This window comes from Amycolatopsis sp. NPDC050768 (assembly GCF_040654155.1).
GTDB lineage: Bacteria > Actinomycetota > Actinomycetes > Mycobacteriales > Pseudonocardiaceae > Amycolatopsis.
The window spans coordinates 49,084-71,090 of record NZ_JBFAHL010000008.1 but is presented as its reverse complement, the minus strand read 5'-3'; the positions used below and the strand labels follow the sequence as shown (position 1 = coordinate 71,090).

The 22,007-nt window shown below is 72.4% G+C and carries 20 protein-coding genes; 10 read left to right on the top strand and 10 right to left on the bottom strand.

Features of this window, described 5'->3' with window-relative positions; all coding sequences use genetic code 11:
* The first annotated feature begins 28 nt into the window (after positions 1-28).
* From AB0H62_RS23995 to AB0H62_RS23980, 4 genes are all read left to right on the top strand, one after another.
* Positions 29-859, top strand: coding sequence for a glutamate ABC transporter substrate-binding protein (locus AB0H62_RS23995; protein WP_360588252.1), 831 nt, complete (start codon positions 29-31; stop codon positions 857-859).
* Positions 856-3,279: an ATP-dependent helicase HrpB gene (hrpB, locus tag AB0H62_RS23990; RefSeq protein WP_360588250.1), complete on the top strand. Its 2,424-nt coding sequence runs from the start codon at positions 856-858 to the stop codon at positions 3,277-3,279. The genes AB0H62_RS23995 and hrpB overlap by 4 nt, the downstream gene beginning before the upstream one ends.
* 104 nt (positions 3,280-3,383) lie before the next feature.
* Positions 3,384-4,298 (top strand): ATP-binding cassette domain-containing protein, encoded by a 915-nt coding sequence (locus AB0H62_RS23985; RefSeq protein ID WP_360588248.1) that lies wholly within the window; start codon positions 3,384-3,386, stop codon positions 4,296-4,298.
* Positions 4,295-5,086 carry an ABC transporter permease gene (locus AB0H62_RS23980; RefSeq protein WP_360588246.1) on the top strand — a complete coding sequence of 264 codons (792 nt, stop codon included), beginning with the start codon at positions 4,295-4,297 and terminating at the stop codon, positions 5,084-5,086. Before AB0H62_RS23985 ends, AB0H62_RS23980 begins: the two co-directional genes overlap by 4 nt.
* 39 nt (positions 5,087-5,125) lie before the next feature.
* Here the strand turns inward: AB0H62_RS23980 and AB0H62_RS23975 are convergent, their stop codons facing one another.
* On the bottom strand, positions 5,126-5,686 hold the full coding sequence (locus AB0H62_RS23975) for a TetR/AcrR family transcriptional regulator (RefSeq protein ID WP_360588625.1): 561 nt from the start codon (positions 5,684-5,686) through the stop codon (positions 5,126-5,128).
* Between the two features lie 45 nt (positions 5,687-5,731).
* Between AB0H62_RS23975 and AB0H62_RS23970 the strand changes: the two genes are divergently transcribed.
* Positions 5,732-6,859 (top strand): FAD-dependent monooxygenase, encoded by a 1,128-nt coding sequence (locus AB0H62_RS23970; RefSeq protein WP_360588244.1) that lies wholly within the window; start codon positions 5,732-5,734, stop codon positions 6,857-6,859.
* A gap of 6 nt (positions 6,860-6,865) precedes the next feature.
* Here AB0H62_RS23970 and AB0H62_RS23965 read toward each other — a convergent pair whose 3' ends face one another.
* Both AB0H62_RS23965 and AB0H62_RS23960 read right to left on the bottom strand, forming a co-directional pair.
* A complete protein-coding gene (locus AB0H62_RS23965; protein ID WP_360588242.1) occupies positions 6,866-7,528 on the bottom strand; it encodes a response regulator transcription factor in 663 nt (220 codons plus the stop codon).
* Positions 7,525-9,087, bottom strand: a complete 1,563-nt coding sequence (locus AB0H62_RS23960) for a histidine kinase (RefSeq protein ID WP_360588239.1) — start codon at positions 9,085-9,087, stop codon at positions 7,525-7,527. Before AB0H62_RS23960 ends, AB0H62_RS23965 begins: the two co-directional genes overlap by 4 nt.
* Before the next feature lie 74 nt (positions 9,088-9,161).
* Here AB0H62_RS23960 and AB0H62_RS23955 point away from each other — a divergent pair, with 74 nt between their 5' ends.
* Complete coding sequence (locus AB0H62_RS23955) at positions 9,162-9,371, top strand: hypothetical protein (RefSeq protein WP_220246594.1); 210 nt, start codon at positions 9,162-9,164, stop codon at positions 9,369-9,371.
* Positions 9,368-10,096: a hypothetical protein gene (locus AB0H62_RS23950; RefSeq protein ID WP_220246593.1), complete on the top strand. Its 729-nt coding sequence runs from the start codon at positions 9,368-9,370 to the stop codon at positions 10,094-10,096. The genes AB0H62_RS23955 and AB0H62_RS23950 overlap by 4 nt, the downstream gene beginning before the upstream one ends.
* Here the strand turns inward: AB0H62_RS23950 and AB0H62_RS23945 are convergent.
* Positions 10,078-10,299, bottom strand: a complete 222-nt coding sequence (locus AB0H62_RS23945; protein WP_220246592.1) for a hypothetical protein — start codon at positions 10,297-10,299, stop codon at positions 10,078-10,080. The two genes, AB0H62_RS23950 and AB0H62_RS23945, sit on opposite strands and share 19 nt — an antisense overlap.
* Before the next feature lie 10 nt (positions 10,300-10,309).
* Positions 10,310-11,440, bottom strand: a complete 1,131-nt coding sequence (locus AB0H62_RS23940; RefSeq protein ID WP_220246591.1) for an inorganic phosphate transporter — start codon at positions 11,438-11,440, stop codon at positions 10,310-10,312.
* A gap of 322 nt (positions 11,441-11,762) precedes the next feature.
* Between AB0H62_RS23940 and AB0H62_RS23935 the strand changes: the two genes are divergently transcribed.
* Together AB0H62_RS23935 and AB0H62_RS23930 are read left to right on the top strand one after the other, a co-directional pair.
* On the top strand, positions 11,763-13,211 hold the full coding sequence (locus AB0H62_RS23935; RefSeq protein WP_220246590.1) for a nitrilase-related carbon-nitrogen hydrolase: 1,449 nt from the start codon (positions 11,763-11,765) through the stop codon (positions 13,209-13,211).
* 150 nt (positions 13,212-13,361) lie between these two features.
* Positions 13,362-14,231 carry an alpha/beta hydrolase gene (locus tag AB0H62_RS23930; protein ID WP_255638688.1) on the top strand — a complete coding sequence of 290 codons (870 nt, stop codon included), beginning with the start codon at positions 13,362-13,364 and terminating at the stop codon, positions 14,229-14,231.
* Positions 14,232-14,236: 5 nt separating this feature from the next.
* Here AB0H62_RS23930 and hutI read toward each other — a convergent pair whose 3' ends face one another.
* The 5 genes from hutI to hutH are packed head-to-tail and all read right to left on the bottom strand — an operon-like array spanning position 14,237 to position 21,045.
* Positions 14,237-15,382, bottom strand: coding sequence for an imidazolonepropionase (gene hutI, locus AB0H62_RS23925; RefSeq protein WP_220246589.1), 1,146 nt, complete (start codon positions 15,380-15,382; stop codon positions 14,237-14,239).
* Positions 15,370-16,674, bottom strand: coding sequence for a formimidoylglutamate deiminase (locus AB0H62_RS23920; RefSeq protein WP_220246588.1), 1,305 nt, complete (start codon positions 16,672-16,674; stop codon positions 15,370-15,372). The genes hutI and AB0H62_RS23920 overlap by 13 nt, the downstream gene beginning before the upstream one ends.
* Positions 16,671-17,867, bottom strand: coding sequence for an allantoate amidohydrolase (locus AB0H62_RS23915; protein ID WP_360588233.1), 1,197 nt, complete (start codon positions 17,865-17,867; stop codon positions 16,671-16,673). Before AB0H62_RS23915 ends, AB0H62_RS23920 begins: the two co-directional genes overlap by 4 nt.
* Positions 17,864-19,516 carry a urocanate hydratase gene (hutU, locus tag AB0H62_RS23910; protein ID WP_360588231.1) on the bottom strand — a complete coding sequence of 551 codons (1,653 nt, stop codon included), beginning with the start codon at positions 19,514-19,516 and terminating at the stop codon, positions 17,864-17,866. The genes AB0H62_RS23915 and hutU overlap by 4 nt, the downstream gene beginning before the upstream one ends.
* Before the next feature lie 2 nt (positions 19,517-19,518).
* Complete coding sequence (gene hutH / locus AB0H62_RS23905) at positions 19,519-21,045, bottom strand: histidine ammonia-lyase (protein ID WP_220246585.1); 1,527 nt, start codon at positions 21,043-21,045, stop codon at positions 19,519-19,521.
* A 141-nt stretch (positions 21,046-21,186) separates the two neighbouring features.
* Here hutH and AB0H62_RS23900 point away from each other — a divergent pair, with 141 nt between their 5' ends.
* Positions 21,187-21,972 (top strand): IclR family transcriptional regulator, encoded by a 786-nt coding sequence (locus tag AB0H62_RS23900; protein WP_360588229.1) that lies wholly within the window; start codon positions 21,187-21,189, stop codon positions 21,970-21,972.
* Positions 21,973-22,007 lie beyond the last annotated feature (35 nt).

The following is a 22,007-nucleotide window of genomic DNA, read 5'->3' as shown; positions in this document are numbered from 1 at the left end:
TGTCAACACCCACCGACAGGAGGCGGGCATGCGAGTTCGCGCGGTGGTCGCCGCCCTGTTGTTGCTGGTCACGTGCGTGGCCTGCGGTCCAGGGACGGTTTCGCCCGGCGATTCGCTGGTCAAACGCGCGCGTGACGGTGACCACCTCACGATCGGGATCCGCTTCGACCAACCCGGCCTCTCCCAGCGCACGGTCGACGGCCGGTTCGTGGGCTTCGACGTGGACGTCGCCGAGTTCGTCGCCGGTGAGCTGGGCGTGGACCCGGCCCACATCACGTGGCACGAGACCACGCCGGCCACGCGCGAATCCGACCTCACCTCCGGCAGCATCGACCTCGTGGTGGCCACGTACTCGATCACCGACAAGCGCAAACAGCTCGTGTCGTTCGCCGGGCCGTACTTCGTGACCGGCCAGGACCTGCTTGTGCGGCGCACGTCGTCGGACATCACCGGCCCGGAGAGCCTCAACGGCCGACGACTGTGCTCGGTCACCGGCTCGACCCCGGCGCAGCAAGTGCGCGACAAGTTCGCGCAGGCCGTGCAGCTCGTCGAGTACCCGCGGTACCCCGACTGCGTCACGGCCCTGCTCGCCGGCCAAGTCGACGCCGTGACCACCGACGCGGTGATCCTCGCCGGCTACGTCGCGCAGGACCCCGAGCTGCTGCGCGTGGTCGGGCACCCGTTCTCGACCGAGCGCTACGGCGTCGGCCTGCGCAAGGGCGACACCGAGGGCCAGCACGCCGTGGACGACGCCATCCGCAAGATGGTCTCGGACGGCGACTGGCTGCGGTCGCTGCAGGAAAATATCGGCCCGTCGAACTACCCGTTGCCGAAGCCGCCGGAGATCACCGAGCAGTGAGCCGCCTGGAAAACCTGCCCGACCTGCCCGTGCGCGCGGTGCTGCCCGACGTGCTGGCGGCGCTCGCGGACCACGGCACCGCCGTGCTGGTCGCGCCGCCCGGCACCGGCAAGACCACGCTCGTGCCGCTCGCGCTGGAGCACGGCGGGGGCCGTGTCGTGGTCGCCGAACCGCGCCGCCTGGCCGCCCGCGCCGCGGCTTCGCGGATGGCCGCGCTGCTGGGTGAACCGGTGGGCGAGACGGTCGGGTACTCCGTGCGCGGCGACCGAAAGGTGTCTGCGCGCACCCGGATCGAAGTCGTGACGTCCGGCCTGCTCGTGCGGCGCGTGCAGAACGACCCCGAGCTGGCCGGCGTGTCGACGGTGCTGCTCGACGAGTGCCACGAACGCCACCTCGACGCCGACCTGCTGCTCGCCCTCCTGCTCGACGTCCGCGCCGGCCTGCGCGACGACCTGCGGCTGCTCGCGACGTCGGCGACCGTCGCCGCCGGACGGCTCGCCGAGCTGCTCGGCGACGCACCCGTGGTGACCGCGCACGCCCGCACCTACCCCGTCGAGCTCACCTACCGCGTGCCCGCCCGCGGCGCGCGGATCGAGGCCACGGTGGCGTCGACGATCCGGCTGGCACTGTCCGAAGGGGACGGTGACGTGCTCGCGTTCCTGCCCGGCGCGGGGGAAATCGCGCGTACGACCGCGCAGCTGGGCTCACTCCACGCCGACGTGCTGCCGCTGCACGGCCGCCTCACCGCCGCCCGCCAGGACGACGCGTTGCGGCCCCGTGACCGCCGGCGCGTGGTGCTGGCCACGGCCGTCGCGGAGTCGAGCCTCACCGTGCCCGGCGTGCGGTCCGTTGTGGACTCCGGGCTGGCCCGCGTGCCGCGAGTGGATCACCGGCGCGGCCTCGCCGGGCTGGCGACCGTGCGCGTGTCCGCGGCCGTCGCCGAGCAACGAGCCGGACGCGCGGGCCGCGAAGCACCCGGCCGCGCGTACCGCTGCTGGCCGGAGCACGAGCAGGCGACACTGCCCGCGTACCCCGAGCCGGAGATCCGTACGGCCGAGCTCGCGCGGTTCGCGCTGGAGCTCGCGTGCTGGTCCACCCCGGACGGCAGCGCCCTCGCCTGGTGGGACCCGCCGGGCGAGGGCGCGCTGGCCGCCGCCCGGACGTTGCTGGTCACGCTGGGCGCGACGACCGCCGACGGCACCATCACCCCGCGCGGACGCCGGATGGCCGACCTCGGCCTGCACCCGCGGCTCGCCCGCGCGCTGCTCGACGGATCCGCCGCGGTGGGTACGCGGGTGGCCGCCGAGGTCGTGGCCCTCCTCGACGCGGGAGCGCAGCTGACCGACGTCGAGGCCGAGCTGCGGCGCCTGCGCGGCGGCACGGACGACGCGGCGCGGCGGTGGAAAACGGAGGTCCGGCGGCTTTCGGGCTTGGTGAAATCCCCTGGCAATGCGGGCAAACCCGACGCCGCGTTGGTCGTCGCCTTGGCTCACCCCGAACGGCTCGCGAGGCGTCGGCCGGGAAACGCACCCGTGTACCTCATGGCCGGCGGTACCGCGGCCGAGCTCCCGGCGGGCGGCGGTCTCGGCGCCTCCGAATGGCTGGCCGTCGGCGAAGCCACGCGCGACCCCGGCCGCGTGCAGGGCACGATCCGGCTCGCCGCCGTCGCCGACGAAACCCTCGCCGTGCGGGCCGCGCCCGCCCTGGTGTCCGAAGTGGACGAAGTCGCGTGGGACGGCGACGTGGTGGCCCGACACGTTCGCCGCCTCGGCGCCATCGTGCTCGCCGAACGCCCGCTGCGGTCGCCGAAGCCGCAGCTGGTGCACGAAGCCCTGGTCACCGGCCTGCGCGCCGAAGGCCTGGGCCTGCTGCGCTGGAGCGAAGACGGCCGGAGCCTGCGTGAGCGGATGGCGTTCCTGCACCGCGTGCTCGGCGCCCCGTGGCCGGCCGTCGACGACGACACACTACTGTCCGAAGTAGACAGGTGGCTCGACCTCTCCCGCGCCCGCCGCCGCGCGGACCTCGCCACGTTCGACGCCGGCAGCGCCCTGCGCGGCCTGCTGCCGTGGCCCGAAGCCGCGCGCCTCGACGAGCTGGCGCCCGACCGCCTCGAAGTCCCGTCCGGCTCCCACTACCGCGTGGACTACACCGCCGACCAGCCCGTGCTCGCGGTGAAGCTGCAGGAGACCTTCGGGTGGACGGCCACCCCGACCGTCGCCGACGGCCGCGTCCCGGTGCTGCTGCACCTGCTCTCCCCCGCCGGCCGGCCCGCCGCCGTGACGGCCGACCTGGAGTCGTTCTGGCGCACCGGGTACGCGGCCGTGCGCGCCGACCTGCGTGGCCGTTACCCGAAGCACCCCTGGCCCGAGGACCCCGCGACGGCCACACCGACGCGCCACACCACCCGCCGGTCGCGCTGACCCCTGTCGAAGGTCGGGGGTGGCAAGAGCCGGAAGTCCGATGTCCGCGGCGCCCCGCGAATCGCAGACTTCCTACCCAAGGGATCGAACCCATGGGAGGGCACATGATCACGCTTCGCGGACTGACGAAGCGCTACGGGGAGAAGACGGTCGTCGACGGGCTCACGTGCGTCGTCGCACCCGGCAGCGTCACGGGGTTCCTCGGGCCGAACGGTTCGGGCAAGTCGACGACGATGCGCATGACGGTGGGCCTCGACCGGCCCACGGCGGGCAGCGTGCTGGTGAACGGCAAGCCGTACGCCGAGCTCAAGCACCCGCTGCGGGAGGTCGGCGCGCTGCTCGAAGCGAAAGCGCTGCACCCGGGCCGCAGCGCCGGGCGGCACCTGCTCGCGATGGCGCGCAGCAACGGCATTCCCGCGTCGCGCGTCGAGGAGGTGCTCGCGACGGTCGGGCTCACCGACGTCGCCGGCAAGCGGGCGGGCCAGTTCTCGCTCGGCATGGGGCAGCGGCTGGGGATCGCGGGCGCGCTGCTCGGCGACCCCGGCGTGCTGATGTTCGACGAGCCGGTGAACGGCCTGGACCCCGACGGTGTTCGCTGGGTGCGTCAGCTCATGCGCTCACTCGCCGAGGAGGGCCGCACGGTGTTCGTGTCGAGCCACCTGATGAGCGAAATGCAGCTGACCGCCGACCACCTCGTGGTGATCGGCAAGGGAAAACTGCTCGCCGACGCGCCCGTCGACGAGTTCATCGCCGGCAACTCGCTCAGCTCGGTTTCGGTGCGCGTGCCGACGCCCGTTGAGCGCGACACGCTCGCCCGGCACCTACTGACGCGCGGCGCTGCAGTTGAGCCGGGCGAGGCCGACGAGCTGGTGGTGACCGGCGCCGACGTCGGCGAAGTCGGCGATCTTGCGCACGAGCTGGGCGTGCGGCTGCACGGCCTCGGTGAGCGGACGGCCTCGCTGGAGCAGGCGTACATGGAACTGACCGCTTCGTCGGTGGAATACGGGGTGACGGCATGACGACCACGCAGGTACGCGCGGGCGGCGGGCTTTCGGGGGCCGTCGCATCGGAGTGGACGAAGTTCTGGTCGGTGCGCAGCACGTGGTGGAGCCTCGCCGGCGGGGTGCTGCTGATGCTGCTCTACAGCGCCGTTTCCGGGCTGTCGCAACGGCTGGGCGACACCGAACCACCGCAGGGCCCGCACGACATCGTGGTGAACGGCTCGATCTACCTCACCGAGTTCTGCGTGATCGCGGTGGCCACACTGTTCGTCACGAGCGAGTACGCCAGCGGCAGCATCCGCTCGACGCTGCAGTGGGTGCCGGTGCGCTCGACCTTGGCGCTCGCGAAGGCGGCCGTGCTGGTGCCGGTGCTGTTCGCGTACGGCGTGGTGGTGGCGCTGCTCGGCATGGCGACCGCGGCGGTGCTGATGCCGGGTGCGGCCGTGACGACGACGTTCGGTGACGGGTTCGCGGCGGCCGCGGGTATGGGGGCGTTCTTCGCGCTGCTGGGGGTGCTGTGCGCGGGCATCGGGTTCGCGCTGCGCAGCGCGGCGGGGACGATCGTGGTGACGATGGTGCTGCTGCTGCCGTTGCCGATTTTGCTTTCCGCTTATGTGGCGCCGGAAATCATGAACTACTTCCCGGCGTTCGCGGGGCTCAACGGGATGGTTCCCGCCGGGGAGACGAACCCGTTGCTGGGTGGGGTTTCGCCGTACTCGCCGTTGGTGGGGGTACTGATCTGCCTGGTGTGGGCGGCGGCGGGGCTGTTCTTCGGCAGTTCGGTGCTGAAGCGGCGTGACGCCTGATTTTCTTTGCTGGAGGGGCCCCTCGTGCGAGGGGCCCCTTCACCGCGTGAGGGGCAGGCCGAGTCCGGTGAGGACCGCGCGGGCGCCGTCGGCGAGTTCCTGCTGGCCAGGAGGATTTGTCGACCCGGCGCCGGCGAGCGCGTCGAAGATCGCGCCGTCGAGCCAGTTGAGCAGCACGCGGGTGTGCTGCTCAGCCCGCGGCGAACCGGCGGCCGCGAGCAGTTCGACGCAGCGGTCCCGGATTTCACGGCCGCCTTCGGAGTAGGCGGCGCGCAGCTCCGGGCGGCGCGTGGCTTCGAGCGCGAACTCGTAGCGGGCGAGCATGCGGGTGCGGCCGGCGGTGATGGCGGCGTGGACCGTCGCGGCCAGCACGTCGGCGAGGTCGCGCGCGTCGGGATCGATCACGGCCCGGTCGAGCTCCACCATCCGCGCCATGGCGAGCTCCAGCAGCGCGAGGCGGGTGCGCGCGTAGTACGACGTCGAGCCGGCCGGCAGCCCTGCCGCCCGATCGACGGCGCGGTGGGTGAGCCCGCGCATGCCTTCGGCTGCGATCACCTCGATGGCCGCGTCGCCGATCGCCGAAATCCTGTCCACGATCATCACTCTACAGGTGTAGAGTCCTCTACAGACGTAGAGGAGGCGGTCATGCGACACGCGGTCGTGATCGGCGGCGGCATCGGGGGACTGTGCGCGGCGATCGGCCTGCACCGCACGGGCTGGCGAGTCACGGTGTACGAGCGCGCACCGGAGCTCACCGGCATCGGCGCCGGGATCTCGATCTGGCCCAACGCGCAGCGTGCGCTCACGGAGCTGGGTGTCGAGGCGCCGCTGAGCCCGCAGCGCGACGGCGCCGTGCTCGACCCTCGCGGCCGGCGGCTCGCGGGCTGGGACATGAGCGCGTACGTCCGGCGCTACGGCCTGCCGCTCGCCGCGATCCACCGGGCGGATCTGATCGAGGCGCTGTGCTCTGCGCTGCCGGAGTCGAGTCTGCACACCGGGGTCGAAGTGCTCTCCGCCACGCCCGACGGCGTCGTCCACCACGCGAGTGGCTCGATCCGCGCCGACCTGGTCGTGGCCGCCGACGGCATCCACAGCCCCGTGCGGCAGTCCCTGCACCCGCACGCCCGCCTCGCCTACAGCCGCGGCACGGCGTTCCGCGGCATCGCCGAGGTGCCGTCACGCTTGAGCACCGCCTGGGGCCGCGGCACCGAAGTGGGGATCCTGCCCCTGCTCGACGGGCGCGTGTACTGGTGGATCGCCGAGGCCCGCCCGGAAGGCCTCCGCCACGACGACGTGCGCGCCTACCTGCTGGACACCTACGGCGACTGGCACGCCCCCGTGCGCTCCCTCATCACCGCGACGCCGGAGATCCTCCACCACGACCTGTACCACCTGGCCACCCCGCTCCCGACCTACGTCTCCGGCCGCCTCGCCCTCCTCGGCGACGCCGCCCACGCCATGCCGCCGTACCTGGGCCAGGGTGGCTGCCAGGGCATCGAGGACGCGGTCGTGCTGGCGGCTGCTTTGGCTTCGACCCCCGACGTCGCCGCGGGCCTGCGCGAGTACGACGCGTTGCGCCGGCCGCGGAGCCAGCGCGTCTGGCGGACGTCGATCCGGGCGGGCTCGCTGGGGCCGCTGCTGCGCAACCCGGTCGGGGCCGCCGTGCGCACCGCGGTGCTGCGGATGGCCCCGCCGTCGACGATGGCCCGGGCGGAGAGCTGGATCAACGACTGGAAGCCGCCGCGCCTGCCCCGCCCTGCGGATCTTTCGTAGGCGCTGCTACCCCGCTTCTCCCCCGACCAGCCCAGCTTCGTAAGCCGTGATCGCCGCCTGGACGCGGTTGCGTGCGCCCAGGCGGGTGAGGATGGTGCTGACGTGGGCTTTGACCGTGCCTTCGACGACGAACATCCGCGAGGCGATGTCGGCGTTGGACAGGCCCGTCGCGAGGAGGGTCAGGACTTCGCGTTCGCGGGCCGTCAGGGCGGCGATGCGGTCGCGGGCCGCGGCGCCGCGGGTGAGGGCGCCGCCGGAGAGGCGGGCGATGACGCGGGACGCGACTTTCGGGGAGAGGAACGCGGCGCCGTCCGCGACGGCGTGGATGCCGGAGAGCAGTTCGCGTGGGTCGCCGGCCTTCAACAAAAACCCGCTGGCGCCGAAGCCAAGGGCGCGTTCGATGTAGGCGTCTTCGCCGAACGTCGTCAGGATGATCACCCCGACGTCCGGCAGCACGCGGCGGATCTCGGCGCCCGCGGCGAGGCCGTCGAGGACCGGCATGCGGATGTCGAGCAGCACCACGTCTGGGCGGGTGGCGAGGGCTTGGGCCACGGCTTCGCGGCCGTCGGAAGCCTCCGCGACGACCTCGATCCCGGCGTCGGCCGCCAGGATCGCCGCGACGCCCGCGCGGATCATGGCCTCGTCGTCGGCCAGCAGCACCCGGATCACGGTTCGTCCTCACTGTAGAGATCCTTCGTCACGAGCCGGTCGCCCTCGAAGCAGAGCCGGATCGCGGCGTAGCGCACGTTCCACCAGCTGCGCGAAGTGCCGTAGTACTCGCACGTGCTCCCCGTGGGCTTCGGCGGCTCCCCGTACTGCGGTTTCGACAGCCGTTGCTGCGAAGGCAGCAGCGGCGCGATCGACGCATGCGTCGCCCCGAGCCGGATCTGCTGGTAGACCCCCATCGACACCTGCGAGCCGTACCACTGCACGAGGAACGCCACCCCGCTGCCGCCGATCACCACGCCGAACAACGCCAGCGGGATCACAATCGCCTGCACCAGGCTGCGCCGCACGTCGCGCCGCGCCAGCTCCCACTCGCGCGCCGACTCGGACTGCTCGACGTCGGCGTCGGCCTCGGAAGCGGGCCCCGGAGCGGCGTCGTGCGGCAGCGTGGCCACAACCTCGAAGCCGCCGCCCTCATCGGGGCCCGCCCGAAGCGCACCCCCGACCAGCCGGACGCGTTCGCGCAGCCCGATCAGCCCACGCTTGCCCGACGCCCCCGGCAACGGACCCGCAGGCGGCCGCGCGTTCACCACGCGGATCTCGGTGCTCGCCGGCGAGCTGAGCACCCGCACGGTCACGGCCGCGCCCGGCGCGTGCTTGGCGACGTTCGTCACCGCCTCCTGCACCACGCGATACGCCGCCCGCGCGACCATCGGCGGCGTCGCCTCGAGACTGTCCACTTGCGACTGGATCAGCAGCCCCGACGCGCGGGCCCGCTCCAGCAGCTCCCCCAGGTCACCCTGCACCGGCTCGATCGGCGCCGCGTCCTCGCGCAGCACGCCGATGATCTCGCGCAGCCGCTCGGTCGCCGTCGCGGCGTTGGCGCGCAGGTCACCGGCCGCGGCGCGCTGCGTGTCGTCTAGACCACCCGCCACTTCGAGAGCCGCGGCGCGCACGGCGATGAGGCTCAGCTCGTGACCCAGGGAATCGTGCATGTCGCTGGCGATCCGCGCCCGTTCACGCAGCCGGGCCTGGTCGGCGACGAGCTGCTGGCGGCTCTCCATCTCCTCCGCCCGCCGCCACCCCGCGCGCGCCAGCTCGCGCCGAAGCCGCACGTGGCGCCCCAGCAGCCACGGCGCGACCCCCGCGAACGCGAGCACCCCCAGCATCGCGCCCCACGCGCCGAACCCCGCCGAGGGCAGCACCAGCGCCACGGGCAGTCCGGCCAGCGCGATCGCCGAACACGTCAGCACGGCCACCCGCACCTGCGTCATCCGCAGGCCGGCGAGGTACCCCACGGTGACCATGAGGAAGACCTCCCACACGGCCACGCGCCCGCCCCAGCCGAACGCCACCACCACGGCCGTGGCCATCGTGACGATCAGCGAAAGGGTCGGCAGCCGGCGCCACGCCGCGACCGACACCGTGGTGGCGGCCAGCCCGAAGATCAGCTCCCACGGGTTGGGGTTGTTCGAGGCGTCGATCGCGACGACGCCGGACAGGAAGACCCAGAGCAGGACGTCGAGCACCACCCGCCACCTGCGCCTGGTCACCTCCTTCATGCCGCTGACGCTACAAGGCCCGCGGCGGCGGTCACCACTGTCGAAAGTCAACCGCTGAGGCATGATGGCTCACCATGGCTGAGCGCACACTCGCCGAGCAGCTCGGCGGCCCCCTGCCCGAGGGCATCGCAGCCCTGCCCGAGGACGCGCGGCAGGACCTCGCCGCCGCGTTGCGCGACGCGCGGCACCGGCAGGCCAAGGCCCTCGCCCAGGCTGGCGAGGACGGGCTGAAGTACGTGCCGGCGCTCCTGCGCGGCGCCGTCCGCAAGGCGGTCGGTCTGTGAACCCGGAGATCCTCAAGCTCGCGCGCGTGCTCGACGTCGAGCCCGAACGGCTGGCCTACCTCGCCGACGTGGACGTCGCCGACCTGCAGCTGTTCCGCGAACAGGTGACGACCACGCTGTTCGACGCGAACCTCGTGGTGCTCGAACGGATGGCGCTGGCCAGCCGGCTGCTGCCCGCGCCCGTGGTCGCGAAGATCGCCGAGAAAGTCTTCGGACCACTGCTGTGCGCGCGGATCGCCGGGCTGGTGGACGTGTCGCGCGGTGTGGACGTCGCGAAGCGGCTGCCGCCGAAGTTCCTCGCGTCGGTGGCGGCGGAGCTGGACCCGCGGCGCGCGACGTCGATCATCACGCGCATCCCGCTCGACACCGTGGTCGCGGTGGCCGCGGAGCTCACGCGGCGGGAGGACTGGATCACGCTCGGCCGGTTCGTCGGGCACCTGCCGGACCCGACCGTGCGTCGCAGCCTCGCCGTGCTCGAAGACGCCGCACTGCTGCGCACCGCGTACGTGCTGGACGACAAAACGCGCATCGACCACGTGATGGGCCTGCTGCCCGAGGGCCGGCTCCCGCGGCTGATCCGCGCGGCCGGCGCCGACGAATCGCTGTGGGAGCCGGCGCTCGACGTGTTGGCCAACATCGGAAAAGCTCGCCGGGAAGCGGTGTTCCCGCTTCTCGACGAGCTTCCGGACGAACTACGAGGCCGCGCTCAGGCCGCGATCAGATAAATCCCGTACGCGACCACCGCGGCGCAGACCACGAAGCACACGATGGAGCCGGTGAACTGCGCGACGCCGGAGCCGCCTTGTTCCCGCGCGGTTTCGCGCGCCGAAAGCCCGCGGATGCCGTAGGCGAACAGCACCGTGAGCACCACCGCCGCGGCCAGCGCGACGATGAAGACGGTGCCGAGGGCACCCCAGTCGATGTTCATGTCCGCTCCCTCAGGCCGCGACCGGAGCGGCCTTGGCGGCTTCCGGCTCGTCGTTGACAGTGTTGGCGCTCACCGGGTTGCGGCGTGACGCGAGCCAGATGCCCAGCGCCACGAGCACCCCGAGAGCGCCGATGAGGATCGTGCCCCAGCTGCCGCGGGTCGAGACCGCCGCCGCGACGGCGCCGACGATGGCGGCCGCCGGCAGCGTGAGCACCCAGGCGATGACCATCTTGCCCGCGACTCCCCAGCGGACCTCCGCGAGCTTGCGGCCGAGGCCCGAGCCGATGATGCCGCCCGAGGTGACGTGGGTCGTCGACAGCGCGAAGCCGAGGTGCGACGACGCCAGGATCACGGCAGCGGAGCTGGTCTCCGCGGCGAAGCCCTGCGGCGTCTGGATCTCGGTGAGCTTCTTGCCCATGGTCTGGATGATGCGCCAGCCGCCGAGGTACGTACCGGCCGCGATCGCGAGGCCGCACGCCCCGATGACCCACAGCGGTGGGTTCGAACCCGGCGCGAGCGTGCCGCCGGCGATGAGCGCCAGCGTGATGACACCCATGGTCTTCTGCGCGTCGTTGGTGCCGTGCGCGAGCGAGACGAGGCTGGCCGAGAGGACCTGGCCGGTCTTGAAACCCTTGCCCACCACGCGTTCCTTGGCCTTCTCGGTGATGCGGTAGGTCAGGAACGTGCCGATGAGCGCCACGACCCCGGCCACGATCGGCGACGCGACCGCGGGGATCAGCACCTTCTCGACGACCTTGCCGAAGTGCACGGCGTCCGCGCCCGACGCGATCCACGTCGCGCCGATCAGACCGCCGAACAACGCGTGCGAGGAGCTCGAGGGCAGGCCGACGAGCCACGTGATGAGATTCCAGATGATGGCGCCGACGAGCCCCGCGAAAATCACCACCGGGGTGACCTTCGTGTCATCGACGATGCCGCCGGAAATCGTTTTCGCGACCTCGATCGACAGGAACGCCCCGACCAGGTTCAGCACGGCCGAAATGGCGACGGCGATTCTGGGCTTGAGGGCTCCCGTGGCAATGGAAGTGGCCATGGCGTTGGCCGTGTCGTGGAACCCGTTGGTGAAGTCGAAGGCGAGTGCCGCGACGATCACCACCAGGACAATGAGGGAAAAGTCCATGGGCGTTTCTCCAGCTCGGTGGTCGTGCTGTTTAGAAGTTACCCATCAACCGAGCGACGCCTAATCTCGTACGAGTGGCCTCTGGTTGAACTCTGTGTAAACGAGGGCGCGCGCGGGCAGGTCCATTTCCCGCATTCACCTGGTGATCAACGGATCGACTAGCCAGGTTGGGTGAATCCGTGTTTGCACTGTTAATTCGTTATGTCGGAATCATGCGCTTTGGGGTGGTGTCAGCCCTACCACGAATACTCCGGTGCAGCCCAGTGCTTCGGCCGCGGCGGGCTGCGACGGTGGTGGTTCCACGGCGAGAGGGGCCGCCCGGATGACCGCCACAGCAAGCGTTTCCACGTCCACTGCCACTGCCGTGCACCGCCACCTCGGCTGGGCGCTCGCCGCCACCGTCGCGTCCGGCGTGCTGATCCACTTCGGGCTGGGGTTCGAACCAGTCGCCGTGCTGGCGTGGCTGGCGCCGCTGCCCGTGCTTCTGCTGGCACCGCGCACGGGCGCGTGGGTGGCGAGCGCGGCGGCGTTCCTCGCCTACCTGGGCGGGAGCGCCGGCAGCTGGCACTACTTCCTGAACTCGCAGTCGGTGCCGGTGCCGGGCGCGCTCGCGATCCTGCTGGGGTCGCCGGTGCTGTTCGCGGCGACGGTGGCGCTCTTCCGGCGACTCGTGCGAGTGGGCCGGCCGGTGCTCGCGACCGTCGCGGCGCCCGCGGTCTGGACCGCGGTGCTGTACGGCGTCTCGGTGGCCAACCCGTTCGGCGTGATGGGCACGTTCATGACCAGCCAGGGCGACCAGCCCGACGTGCTGCGCCTCGCGTCGGTGCTCGGCGGGTGGGGTGTGGAGTACCTCGTACTGCTCGCGCCGGCAGCACTCGCCGCGGTGCTCGCGCCCGGCGTCCGGGCTTCGGCGCGGGTCGGCATCACCGTGGTAACGGTCGCGGCGGTCGGCGGCGCGTTGGCTTTCGGTGCGACGCCCGCTGCGGCTTCCGTGGGTCAGGTGCGCGTCGCCGTGGTGGCGCGCAGTGAGCCGGCGTGGGCAGCGGATCCGGATTCTCCTGCCGGTCAGCGCGTTCTTCGGTCCTATGTAGACGCCCTCACCGCGTTGCCGGCCGACGTCCGCATCGCCGTGCTCCCGGAAGCCGCGTTCGGCACCGACCGCGCCCGGCTGGCCGGCCTCACCGGGCCGTTGGCCGACGTCGCCCGGGCCAAGAACCTCCACGTCGTGACCGGCGCGATCGTGAAGGACCCGGGTCACGAGGCCTACAACACCGCTCTCGACGTGCCCCCGGCCGGCGCGACCGTCGAATACCGCAAGTGGCGCAACGGTTTCTCGCCCGTCACGTCCGGCCACGACCTCGCCCGCCTCGCCGGGCAGGCCATCGGCCTCGAGGTCTGCATGGACGTCAACGGCCCGTCCCCCACCCGCGACTACGCCCGCACCGGCACCGGATTGGTGCTGATCCCCGCGTCCGACGAGGACGTCGACGGCTGGCAGCACAGCCGCACCGCCCTGCTCCGCGGCGTCGAGCACGGCGTGTCCGTGGCCTGGAGCGCCGCCCGAGGCAACTCGATCCTGAGCGACCCCCGCGGCCACGTCCTCGCCCAGACGCGCACCGGTCCGACCCCGATGGCCGTCGCCGTCGCCGACGTCCCTCTCGGCACGGGCGACACGCTCTACAGCCGCTTCGGCGACTGGTTCGCCTGGCTCTGCTGCCTCGCCGCCGTGGCCGGACTCGTCTTCACCCGCGGCCGCGCCGCTCGCCCTTGAGAGCGCCGCTCGCCTTCGAGGGCAGCGACCGTGCCCCGGCTCGCACTGGCGTTCCATGATCATCACGGCCTACGGTGGGAGAGTGAACTACCAGGGCACCCGCGTCACCCGCAGCACCCACCCCCGCTCCGCGACCGTGCGAGCGCACCGGTGAGCCAACTGCGCGAGGTGACCCTGCGGGCCGGCGACCATCAGCACACGGCACTCGCCGCGGGACCGGAGGACGGCGAACCCGTCCTGCTGCTCCACGGCTGGCCCGAGTTCGCCGACTCGTGGACCGCCGAACTCCACACCCTCGGCGACGCCGGCTACCACGCCGTGGCGGTCGACCAACGCGGCTACGCCCGTGAGGCCCGCCCGAACGGCGTCGAGCACTACTCCATCGACGCCCTCGTCGCCGACGCACTGTCCTTTGCGGACACGCTCACCACCGGCACCGCGGCCCCGAGGCGCTTCCACCTCGTGGCCCACGACTGGGGTGGCATGGTCGCCTGGGTGTTGGCCACGCGGTACCCCGAGCGGCTCAAGTCGCTCACCGTGCTGTCCACGCCGCACCCCGTCGCGCTGAAGCAGGCGGCGAAGGACGAGGAGCAGCAGAACCACGACCTCGACTACGTCCGCTTCTTCCGCGCGCCCGGCGGTGTCGCCGAGGCGTCGATGCTGGCGGACGGCGCCGCCCGCCTGCGGGCGGCCTACGCGGGCCGCATCGCAGAGGACCAGGTCGAGCGCAACGTCGCGCGCCTCACCGAGCCGGGCGCCCTCACCGCGACGCTCAACTGGTACCGCGGCGCCACCGACGACGAGTTCACCGTCCCCGCCGGCCGCATCACGGTGCCGACGCTCTACGTGTGGGGCGCCCAGGACACCAAGCTCGGCCGCACGGCCGCCACGAACACCGCGGAGTTCGTGGACGCCGCCTACCGCTTCGAGGTCTTCGACGACGCCGGCCACTGGCTGCCGGAGGAAGCGGCCGACCGCGTCAACCCGCTCCTGCTCGCGCACCTGTCAGCGCACAGCTGAGACCTTCAGCTCATCCGCTCACCCCGCCGCCACACCGCGTGCGTGAGCGGCACGCCCGGCCGGTAGGCCAGGTGCGTCACCGAAGGCGCGTCGAGCACGTGCACGTCGGCCCGCGCACCCGGGCGCAGGTAGCCGACGTCGTCGCGCCGCAGCGCCCGCGCGCCCCCGGCTGTCGCCGACCACACGGCTTCCGACACCGTCATCCGCATCTGCAGCACGGCCGTGGTCACGCAGAACGCCATCGACGTGGTGTACGAGCTGCCCGGGTTCGCGTTGCTGGCCAGGGCGACCGTCGCGCCCGCGTCGAGCAGCCGCCGCGCCGGTGCCAGCGATTGCCTTGTCGACAAATCACACGCCGGCAGCAGCGTCGCCACCGTGTCCGACGCCGCCAGCGCCTCGACGTCCTCGTCACTCAGGTACGTGCAGTGGTCCACGCTCGCCGCGCCCAGCTCCACCGCGAGCCGCGCCCCGGGGCCTTCGCCGAGCTGGTTGCCGTGCACCCGTAACCCCAGCCCACGTTCGGCCGCTGCCTTGAGCACCCGCGCTGACTGGGCCTCGTCGAACGCCCCCGTCTCGCAGAACACGTCGGCCCACCGCACGTGCGGCGCCACCGCGTCGAGCATCTCGCCGCACACGAGGTCTACATAGGACTCCGCGTCGGCGCCCGGCGGCACGAGGTGCGCGCCCAGGTAGGTGACCTCGTCGGCTACCGTCGCCGCGATCCGCGCCGAGCGGGCCTCGTCGGCCACGGTCAGCCCGTACCCGGTTTTCGTCTCCAGACAGGTGGTGCCCTGGCCGGCCGCTTCCTCGACGTGCCGGCGCAGGTTCGCCGCCAGCTGCTCGTCCGAAGCCTCCCGCGTCGCCCCGACCGTGACGGCGATTCCGCCAGCGGTGTAAGGCTTTCCGGCCATCCGCGCCTCGAACTCGGCCGTGCGATCACCCGCGAACACGAGGTGCGTGTGGCTGTCGACCCAGCCAGGCAGCACCGCGCGCCCCTCGACGTCCACGCGCTCGTCGGCCGCCGGCGCCTGCGCGGCCGGTCCGGCCCACGCGACGGCACCGCCGTCGAGCACCAGCGCCGCGTCGTGCAGCCGGCCCAGCTCCGGGTCGTTGGTGGTGAGCTCGCCGATTCCCGTGATCAGAATTGCCACAGCGCCTCGATCTCCTCGGCCAGTACGGTTTCCGGTCGCTCCATCAGCACGTGCGCACCCTCGCGCACCACCTCACGACCCGCCACCACGACGTGCCGCACGTCCGCGGCCCCCGCCGCGAACACCACCCCGGACGGCTCGATCCCCGCCGTCCGCACGGAGTCCAACGCGACCGTGACCAAGTCCGCTCCGGCACCGACGGTCAGCCGGCCCACCTCAGGCCACCCGACGGACGCGTGGTCGGTGCCCGCCGCCAGCAGCTCGTCGGCGGTGAACCGGCCGCGTTCCTCGCTGGCCAGGCGGTCGTCCAGCTCCAGCGCGCGGGTCTCCTCGAACGCGTCGACCACCGCGTTGCTGTCGCTGCCGACACCCAGCCGCACGCCCGCGTCGAGCAGCTGCCGCGCCGGGCCGATGCCGTCGCCGAGGTCACGCTCGGTCGTCGGGCAGAAGCACGCGGCGGACCGCGCGTCACCCAGCCACTTCACGTCCTGGTCCGTCAGGTGCGTCGCGTGCACGGCGACCAGCCGCTCACCCAGCACCCCGTGCTCCTGCAGCAACCCGGTCGGCGTCCAGCCGTACGCCGCCTCGCACTGCTCGTTCTCCGCACGCTGTTCGGACAGGTGGATGTGCAACGGCCGCTCGCCGGGCACCCCCTGGTTCAGGGTCGACAAATCGTCCGCCGGCACCGCGCGCACGGAGTGGATGGCCCCGCCGACGCGGAACAACTCGTCCTCGGCCAGCGACGCCACGCGCGAAACCCACTTCTCGGCCGAGCCGTCGGAGAACCGCTGCTGCACCTCGTCCGGCGGCACGCCGATCCCGCCCGCGAGGTAACACGTGTCCAGCAGCGTCAGCCGGATCCCCGCGTCCCGCGCGGCCTGGCGTAGCGCGTCGCCCATCGCGTTCGGCGACGCGTACGGCTTCCCGCCCGGCGCGTGGTGCAGGTAGTGGAACTCGCCGATGCTCGTGTACCCACCGAGCACCATTTCCGCGTAGACGCCGCGTGCGAGCCGGTAGTACGCGTCCGGGTCGAGGCGCGCGGCCAGCGAGTACATCCGCTCGCGCCAGGTCCAGAAGGTGCCGCGCTCGTGGTGCGTCCGGCCCCGCAGCGCGCGGTGGAACGCGTGCGAGTGCCCGTTGGCGAACCCCGGCAGCGTGAGCCCGGCCAGGACGGTCCCGGACTTCGGCGCGCCCGACGTGACCGACATGATCCGCCCGTCGCGCACCACGAGCAGCACGGCTTCGGCGATCCCGTCGGGCAGCCAGGCCCGTTCGCACCAGTACGTGGTCATCCCGCCAGCCGCTCCAGCACCTCGGCCAGCGCCCGCGCGCCGGCCTCCACGTCGCCGGCCTCGGCGAACTCCTCCGGCGAGTGGCTGATGCCGGTGGGGTTGCGCACGTAGAGCATCCCGGCGGGCACGAACCCGGCCAGGATCGCCGCGTCGTGGCCCGCTCCGGTCGGCAGTTCGGGCACCTCGCCGAGCCACTCCCCCAGGTCACGCCGCAGCTTCTCGTCGAACACGACGTCGTCGGAGTACGACTCGCGCGTGACGGTCAGCGAGCAGCCCTCCGCTTCCGCCGCAGCCCGCGCCGCCTGCGAAATGTCCTCGACGAGCTCCGGCGTCACCGTGCCGGGCACGCGCGCGTCGAGCCAGAGGTCCACAGTGGACGCGATGACATTGGTGCCACCCGGCGTCGGCACGAGCCGGCCGACGGTCGCCCGCGCGTCCGCCCGCGTCTTCGCCAGCCGCCGCACGGCCACGACGGTCTCGGCCGCGGGCAGCATCGGGTCCACACGATCGGCGATCAGCGTCGCACCGGCGTGGTTTCCCTGGCCGGCGAACGAGAACCGCCACCGCCCGTGGGCGATCACCGTGCTGCCGACCGCCACTGCCGAACCGAGGTCGATGAGGCCGCGACCCTGTTCCACGTGCAGCTCCAGGAACCGGCCGATGAGCCCCAGCCGCTCGGGCTCCGCGCCGATCCGGTCCACGTCGAGACCGGACTTCGCGGCCGCCTCCCACAACGTGACGCCGTCCGGGTCCCGCAGCGCTCGCGCTGTGTCGGCGTCGATCGTGCCGGTCATCAGCCGCGAGCCGAGGCAAGGCACACCGAACCGGCCGCCTTCCTCCTCGGCGAACACGACCACGGCGAACGGCTTGGCCGGCCGGAACCCCTTGGCCTGCAAAGCTTCCACGGCCGCCAGCGCGCTCGTCACGCCGAGCGGCCCGTCGAACGCACCGCCGCCTGGAACCGAGTCGAGGTGGCTGCCGGTCACCACGGCGTCCGGCCCCGGCGCGCCCCACCAGGCCCAGAGGTTGCCGTTGCGGTCGGTCTCGACGTCCAGGCCCAGCCGCTGCGCGCGTTCGACGAACCACGTGCGCAGGTCGTGCTCCGGCGCGTCGAACGCGTGCCGCGAGTAGCCGCCGCGCTTCGCGTCGCGCCCGACGTCGGCGATCTCGCCGAGCAGCCCCGTCGTGCTCACGCGTTGTCCCGCATGGGAATCCGCACGCCACGGTCATCGGCGACCTCGGCGGCGTGGTCGTAACCGGCGTCGACGTGGCGGATCACGCCCATGCCCGGGTCGTTCGTGAGCACGCGCTCGAGCTTCTGCGCGGCCAGCGCCGTGCCGTCGGCGACGCTGACCTGGCCCGCGTGGATCGAGCGGCCCATGCCGACGCCACCACCGTGGTGGATCGACACCCAACTCGCGCCCGAGGCGGTGTTGACCAGCGCGTTGAGCAGCGGCCAGTCGGCGATCGCGTCGGAGCCGTCGGCCATGGCCTCAGTCTCCCGGTACGGCGAGGCGACGCTGCCGGAGTCGAGGTGGTCGCGCCCGATCACCACGGGCGCCTTGAGTTCGCCGCTGGCCACCATCTCGTTGAACCGCAAGCCCGCGAGGTGACGCTCGCCGTAGCCGAGCCAGCAGATCCGCGCCGGCAGGCCCTGGAACGCCACGCGCTCGCCGGCCAGCTTGATCCAGCGGGCCAGGGACTCGTTCTCCGGGAACAGCTCCAGCATCGCGCGGTCCGTGGCCGCGATGTCATCGGGGTCGCCCGAGAGCGCCGCCCAGCGGAACGGGCCGTTGCCCTCGCAGAACAGCGGACGGATGTAGGCGGGCACGAAGCCGGGGAAGTCGAACGCGCGCTCGCAGCCGCCGAGCTTGGCCTCGCCGCGCAGGGAGTTGCCGTAGTCGAAGACCTCGGCGCCGGCGTCGAGGAAGCCGAGCATCGCGCTCACGTGGTCGGCCATGGACTCGCGCGAGCGGTCGGTGAACTCGTCGGGCTTCTTGGCCGCGTAGTCGTGCCAGTCGTCCACGCTGACGCCCTTGGGCAGGTACGACAGCGGGTCGTGCGCGGAGGTCTGGTCGGTGACGATGTCGACCTCGACCCCGCGGCGCAGCAGCTCGGGCAGCACCTCGGCAGCGTTGCCGACCACCGCCACCGACAGCGGCCGCCGCTCCTTCTTCGCCGTGGTGACGCGCCTGATGGCGTCGTCGAGGTCGTCGGCCACCTCGTCGAGGTAGCGCGTCTCGACGCGGCGGTGCGCGCGCTGCGGGTCGCATTCGACGACGAGCGCCACACCGTCGTTCATGGTCACCGCGAGCGGCTGCGCGCCGCCCATGCCGCCGAGGCCCGCGGTTACGGTGAGCGTGCCGCGCAGGCTGCCACCGAACTTCTTCTTCGCGACGGCGGCGAACGTCTCGTAGGTGCCCTGCAGGATGCCCTGCGTGCCGATGTAGATCCACGAACCGGCCGTCATCTGGCCGTACATCGTGAGGCCCTGCTGCTCCAGGCGGCGAAACTCGGGCCAGGTCGCCCAGTCGCCCACCAGGTTCGAGTTCGCGATCAGCACGCGCGGCGCCCACTCGTGCGTGCGGAACACGCCGACCGGCTTGCCCGACTGCACCAGCAGCGTCTCGTCATTGTCCAAAATGGTCAGTTCACGCGTGATCGCGTCGAAGCTCGGCCAGTTGCGCGCGGCCTTGCCGGTGCCGCCATAGACGACCAGGTCCTCGGGCCGCTCGGCGACCTCGGGGTCGAGGTTGTTGTGGAACATCCGCAGCGCGGCTTCGGTCTGCCACGACTTCGCGGTGAGCTGGGTGCCGCGGGCGGCACGGACGGTGCGAGACATTCTCAGGCCTCCAGACGGGCGGCGGCCAGGACGGCGCCGGAGCGGACGAGTTCTTCGGCGGCCGCGATCTCGGGCGCCACGTGCCGGTCGGGGCCCGGGCCCGCGACCTTCGTGCGAAGCAGGTCGCGCACCGCGCCGGTGACCGGCGACGGTTCCAGCGGCGCGCGGAAGTCGAGCGCGCGGGCGGCGGTGAGCAGCTCGATCGCCAGCACCGTGTTCAGGCCTTCGACGGCCTTGCGCAGCTTGCGCGCCGCGGACCAGCCCATGGAGACGTGGTCCTCCTGCATCGCGCTGCTCGGGATGGAGTCGACCGAGGCCGGCACCGCGAGCCGCTTCAGCTCGCTGACCACCGCGGCCTGGGTGTACTGCGCGATCATGTGCCCGGAGTCGACGCCCGGGTCGTGCGCGAGGAACGGCGGCAGGCCGGCCGAGCGCGCCTTGTCGAGCATCCGGTCGGTGCGCCGTTCGGCGATGCTGGCGACGTCGGCGACGGGGATCGCGAGGAAATCGAGTACGTAGGCCACGGGCGCGCCGTGGAAGTTGCCGTTGGACTCGACGCGGCCGTCGGGCAGCACCACGGGATTGTCCACAGCGGACCGCAGCTCGCGGTCGGCCACGAGCTCAGCGTGCGCGAGCGTGTCGCGCGCGGCGCCGTGGACCTGCGGTGCGCAGCGCAGCGAGTACGCGTCCTGCACGCGGTTGCAATCAGGCCCGCGGTGGCTTTCGACGATCTTCGAGCCCTGCAGTGCCGCGAACATCCGGGCCGCGCTGACGGCCTGACCGGGGTGCGGCCGCAGCGCCTGCAGGTCGGCGGTGAAGGCCCGGTCGGTGCCCAGCAGCGCCTCGACGCTCATCGCCGCGGTGAGGTCCGCGACGTCGAGCAGGTTGTGCAGGTCGGCGGCCGCGAGCAGCAGCATGCCGAGCATGCCGTCGGTGCCGTTGGTGAGTGCCAGGCCTTCCTTCTCGGCCAACACGACGGGTGTGATGCCGGCCGCGCGCAGGGCGTCGGCGGCGGGTTTGCGCTCGCCTTCGTGGTCCACTTCGCCTTCGCCCATCAGCGCGAGCGCGATCGCCGCCAGCGGCGCGAGGTCACCCGAGCAGCCGAGCGAGCCGTACTCGTGGACGACGGGGGTGATCCCCGCGTTGAGCAGGCCCGCAAGCGCTTGCGCCGTCTCCGGCCGCACGCCGGTGTAGCCGCTCGCGAGCGTGCGCAGGCGCAGCACCATCAGCGAGCGCACGACCTCTGTCTCCACCGCCGGCCCCGCGCCCGCGGCGTGCGAGCGGATGAGGCTGCGTTGCAGCGCGGTGCGGCTCTCCAGGGGGATATGGCGCGTCGCGAGCGCGCCGAAGCCCGTCGAGACGCCATACGTGGGCGAGGTCGCGTGCGCGAGGTCCTCGATGTGCTGGCGGGTGGCGGCGAGGTTCTTCTCGGTCGCCTCGGTGAGCCCGACGTGCGCGTGTCCACGGACGACGTCGACGACGTCGGACGCGGTCATCGGCTTCGAGCCCAAGAGCACTGGTTCCGGCATGTCTGCCATTGAAACAACGATCAGCGCCCGGGCGGGAGAGCAGAGTTGGCGGTAGTGTCTGGTATCCAAGACACAGCGAGGTTGGAGCTTCGCTGCCTGGCACGAGTGTCCCGCTCGTGCACCTGTGGCGGAAGGAGCGAGGTGAGCAGTTCGGACGTTCCCGCCCTGCGCAACGGCCTTGCCGTGCTGCGGTTGCTCGCGGGCCACGCCGGTCCGGTGTCCGCGGCGACCGTCGCCCGGGACCTGTATCTGCCCCGTTCGACGACGTACCACCTGCTCAACGAGCTCGTCGCCGCCGGTTTCGTCGCTCACCTGCCGGCCGAACGCCGCTACGGCCTCGGGATCGCCGCGTTCGAGCTCGGGTCGGCGTACCTGCGCCACGACCCGCTCGAACGGCTGGCCGCGCCCCTGCTGCGCAAGCTCGTGGACCGCGTCGGCCACAGCGCGCACCTGGGTGTGCTGCACGGGAACGAGTCGCTGTACCTGATCAAGGAGCGACCGGCGCGGCCGGAAACCCTGGTCACCGACGTCGGTGTGCGGCTGCCTGGGCAGCTCACGGCGTCGGGCCGGGCGATCCTGAACCACCTGCCGGCCGCCCACGTCCGCGCGCTGTTCCCGATGGCGGCTTCGTTCGTGCTCCGGACCCGGCGTGGACCGGATTCGCTGGCCGCCCTGCGCCGGACGTTGGCCGTGGAACGACGGCTCGGGTGGGCGGTCGAGGACGGTCACGTGACGGCCGGGTTCGCGTCCGTCGCGGCGCCCGTGTTCGACCACGGGGCGCGGCCGATGGCGTCGATTTCGGTGACGCTGCGGCATCTTTGTCCCGACGACGGGCCGTGCGGCGAGACTTTTCCGGAGTTCGCGGCGGCGGTTGCCGAGACGGCCGCGGAGCTGACGAGCCGGATCGGGGGAACGACGCCGCAGTGAAAAGGCCCGCTTCGCCACCCGTGGAATCCAAAGCG

Bases quoted from the DNA above. Each gene is read 5' to 3' on its own strand.
- AB0H62_RS23995 (WP_360588252.1), top strand. From the start codon at position 29: ATGCGAGTTCGCGCGGTGGTCGCCGCCCTGTTGTTGCTGGTCACGTGC.
- AB0H62_RS23985 (WP_360588248.1), top strand. From the start codon at position 3,384: ATGATCACGCTTCGCGGACTGACGAAGCGCTACGGGGAGAAGACGGTC.
- AB0H62_RS23980 (WP_360588246.1), top strand. From the start codon at position 4,295: ATGACGACCACGCAGGTACGCGCGGGCGGCGGGCTTTCGGGGGCCGTC.
- AB0H62_RS23975 (WP_360588625.1), bottom strand. From the start codon at position 5,686: ATGATCGTGGACAGGATTTCGGCGATCGGCGACGCGGCCATCGAGGTG.
- AB0H62_RS23970 (WP_360588244.1), top strand. From the start codon at position 5,732: ATGCGACACGCGGTCGTGATCGGCGGCGGCATCGGGGGACTGTGCGCG.
- AB0H62_RS23960 (WP_360588239.1), bottom strand. From the start codon at position 9,087: ATGAAGGAGGTGACCAGGCGCAGGTGGCGGGTGGTGCTCGACGTCCTG.
- AB0H62_RS23955 (WP_220246594.1), top strand. From the start codon at position 9,162: ATGGCTGAGCGCACACTCGCCGAGCAGCTCGGCGGCCCCCTGCCCGAG.
- AB0H62_RS23945 (WP_220246592.1), bottom strand. From the start codon at position 10,299: ATGAACATCGACTGGGGTGCCCTCGGCACCGTCTTCATCGTCGCGCTG.
- AB0H62_RS23940 (WP_220246591.1), bottom strand. From the start codon at position 11,440: ATGGACTTTTCCCTCATTGTCCTGGTGGTGATCGTCGCGGCACTCGCC.
- AB0H62_RS23935 (WP_220246590.1), top strand. From the start codon at position 11,763: ATGACCGCCACAGCAAGCGTTTCCACGTCCACTGCCACTGCCGTGCAC.
- AB0H62_RS23920 (WP_220246588.1), bottom strand. From the start codon at position 16,674: ATGACCACGTACTGGTGCGAACGGGCCTGGCTGCCCGACGGGATCGCC.
- hutU (WP_360588231.1), bottom strand. From the start codon at position 19,516: ATGTCTCGCACCGTCCGTGCCGCCCGCGGCACCCAGCTCACCGCGAAG.
- hutH (WP_220246585.1), bottom strand. From the start codon at position 21,045: ATGCCGGAACCAGTGCTCTTGGGCTCGAAGCCGATGACCGCGTCCGAC.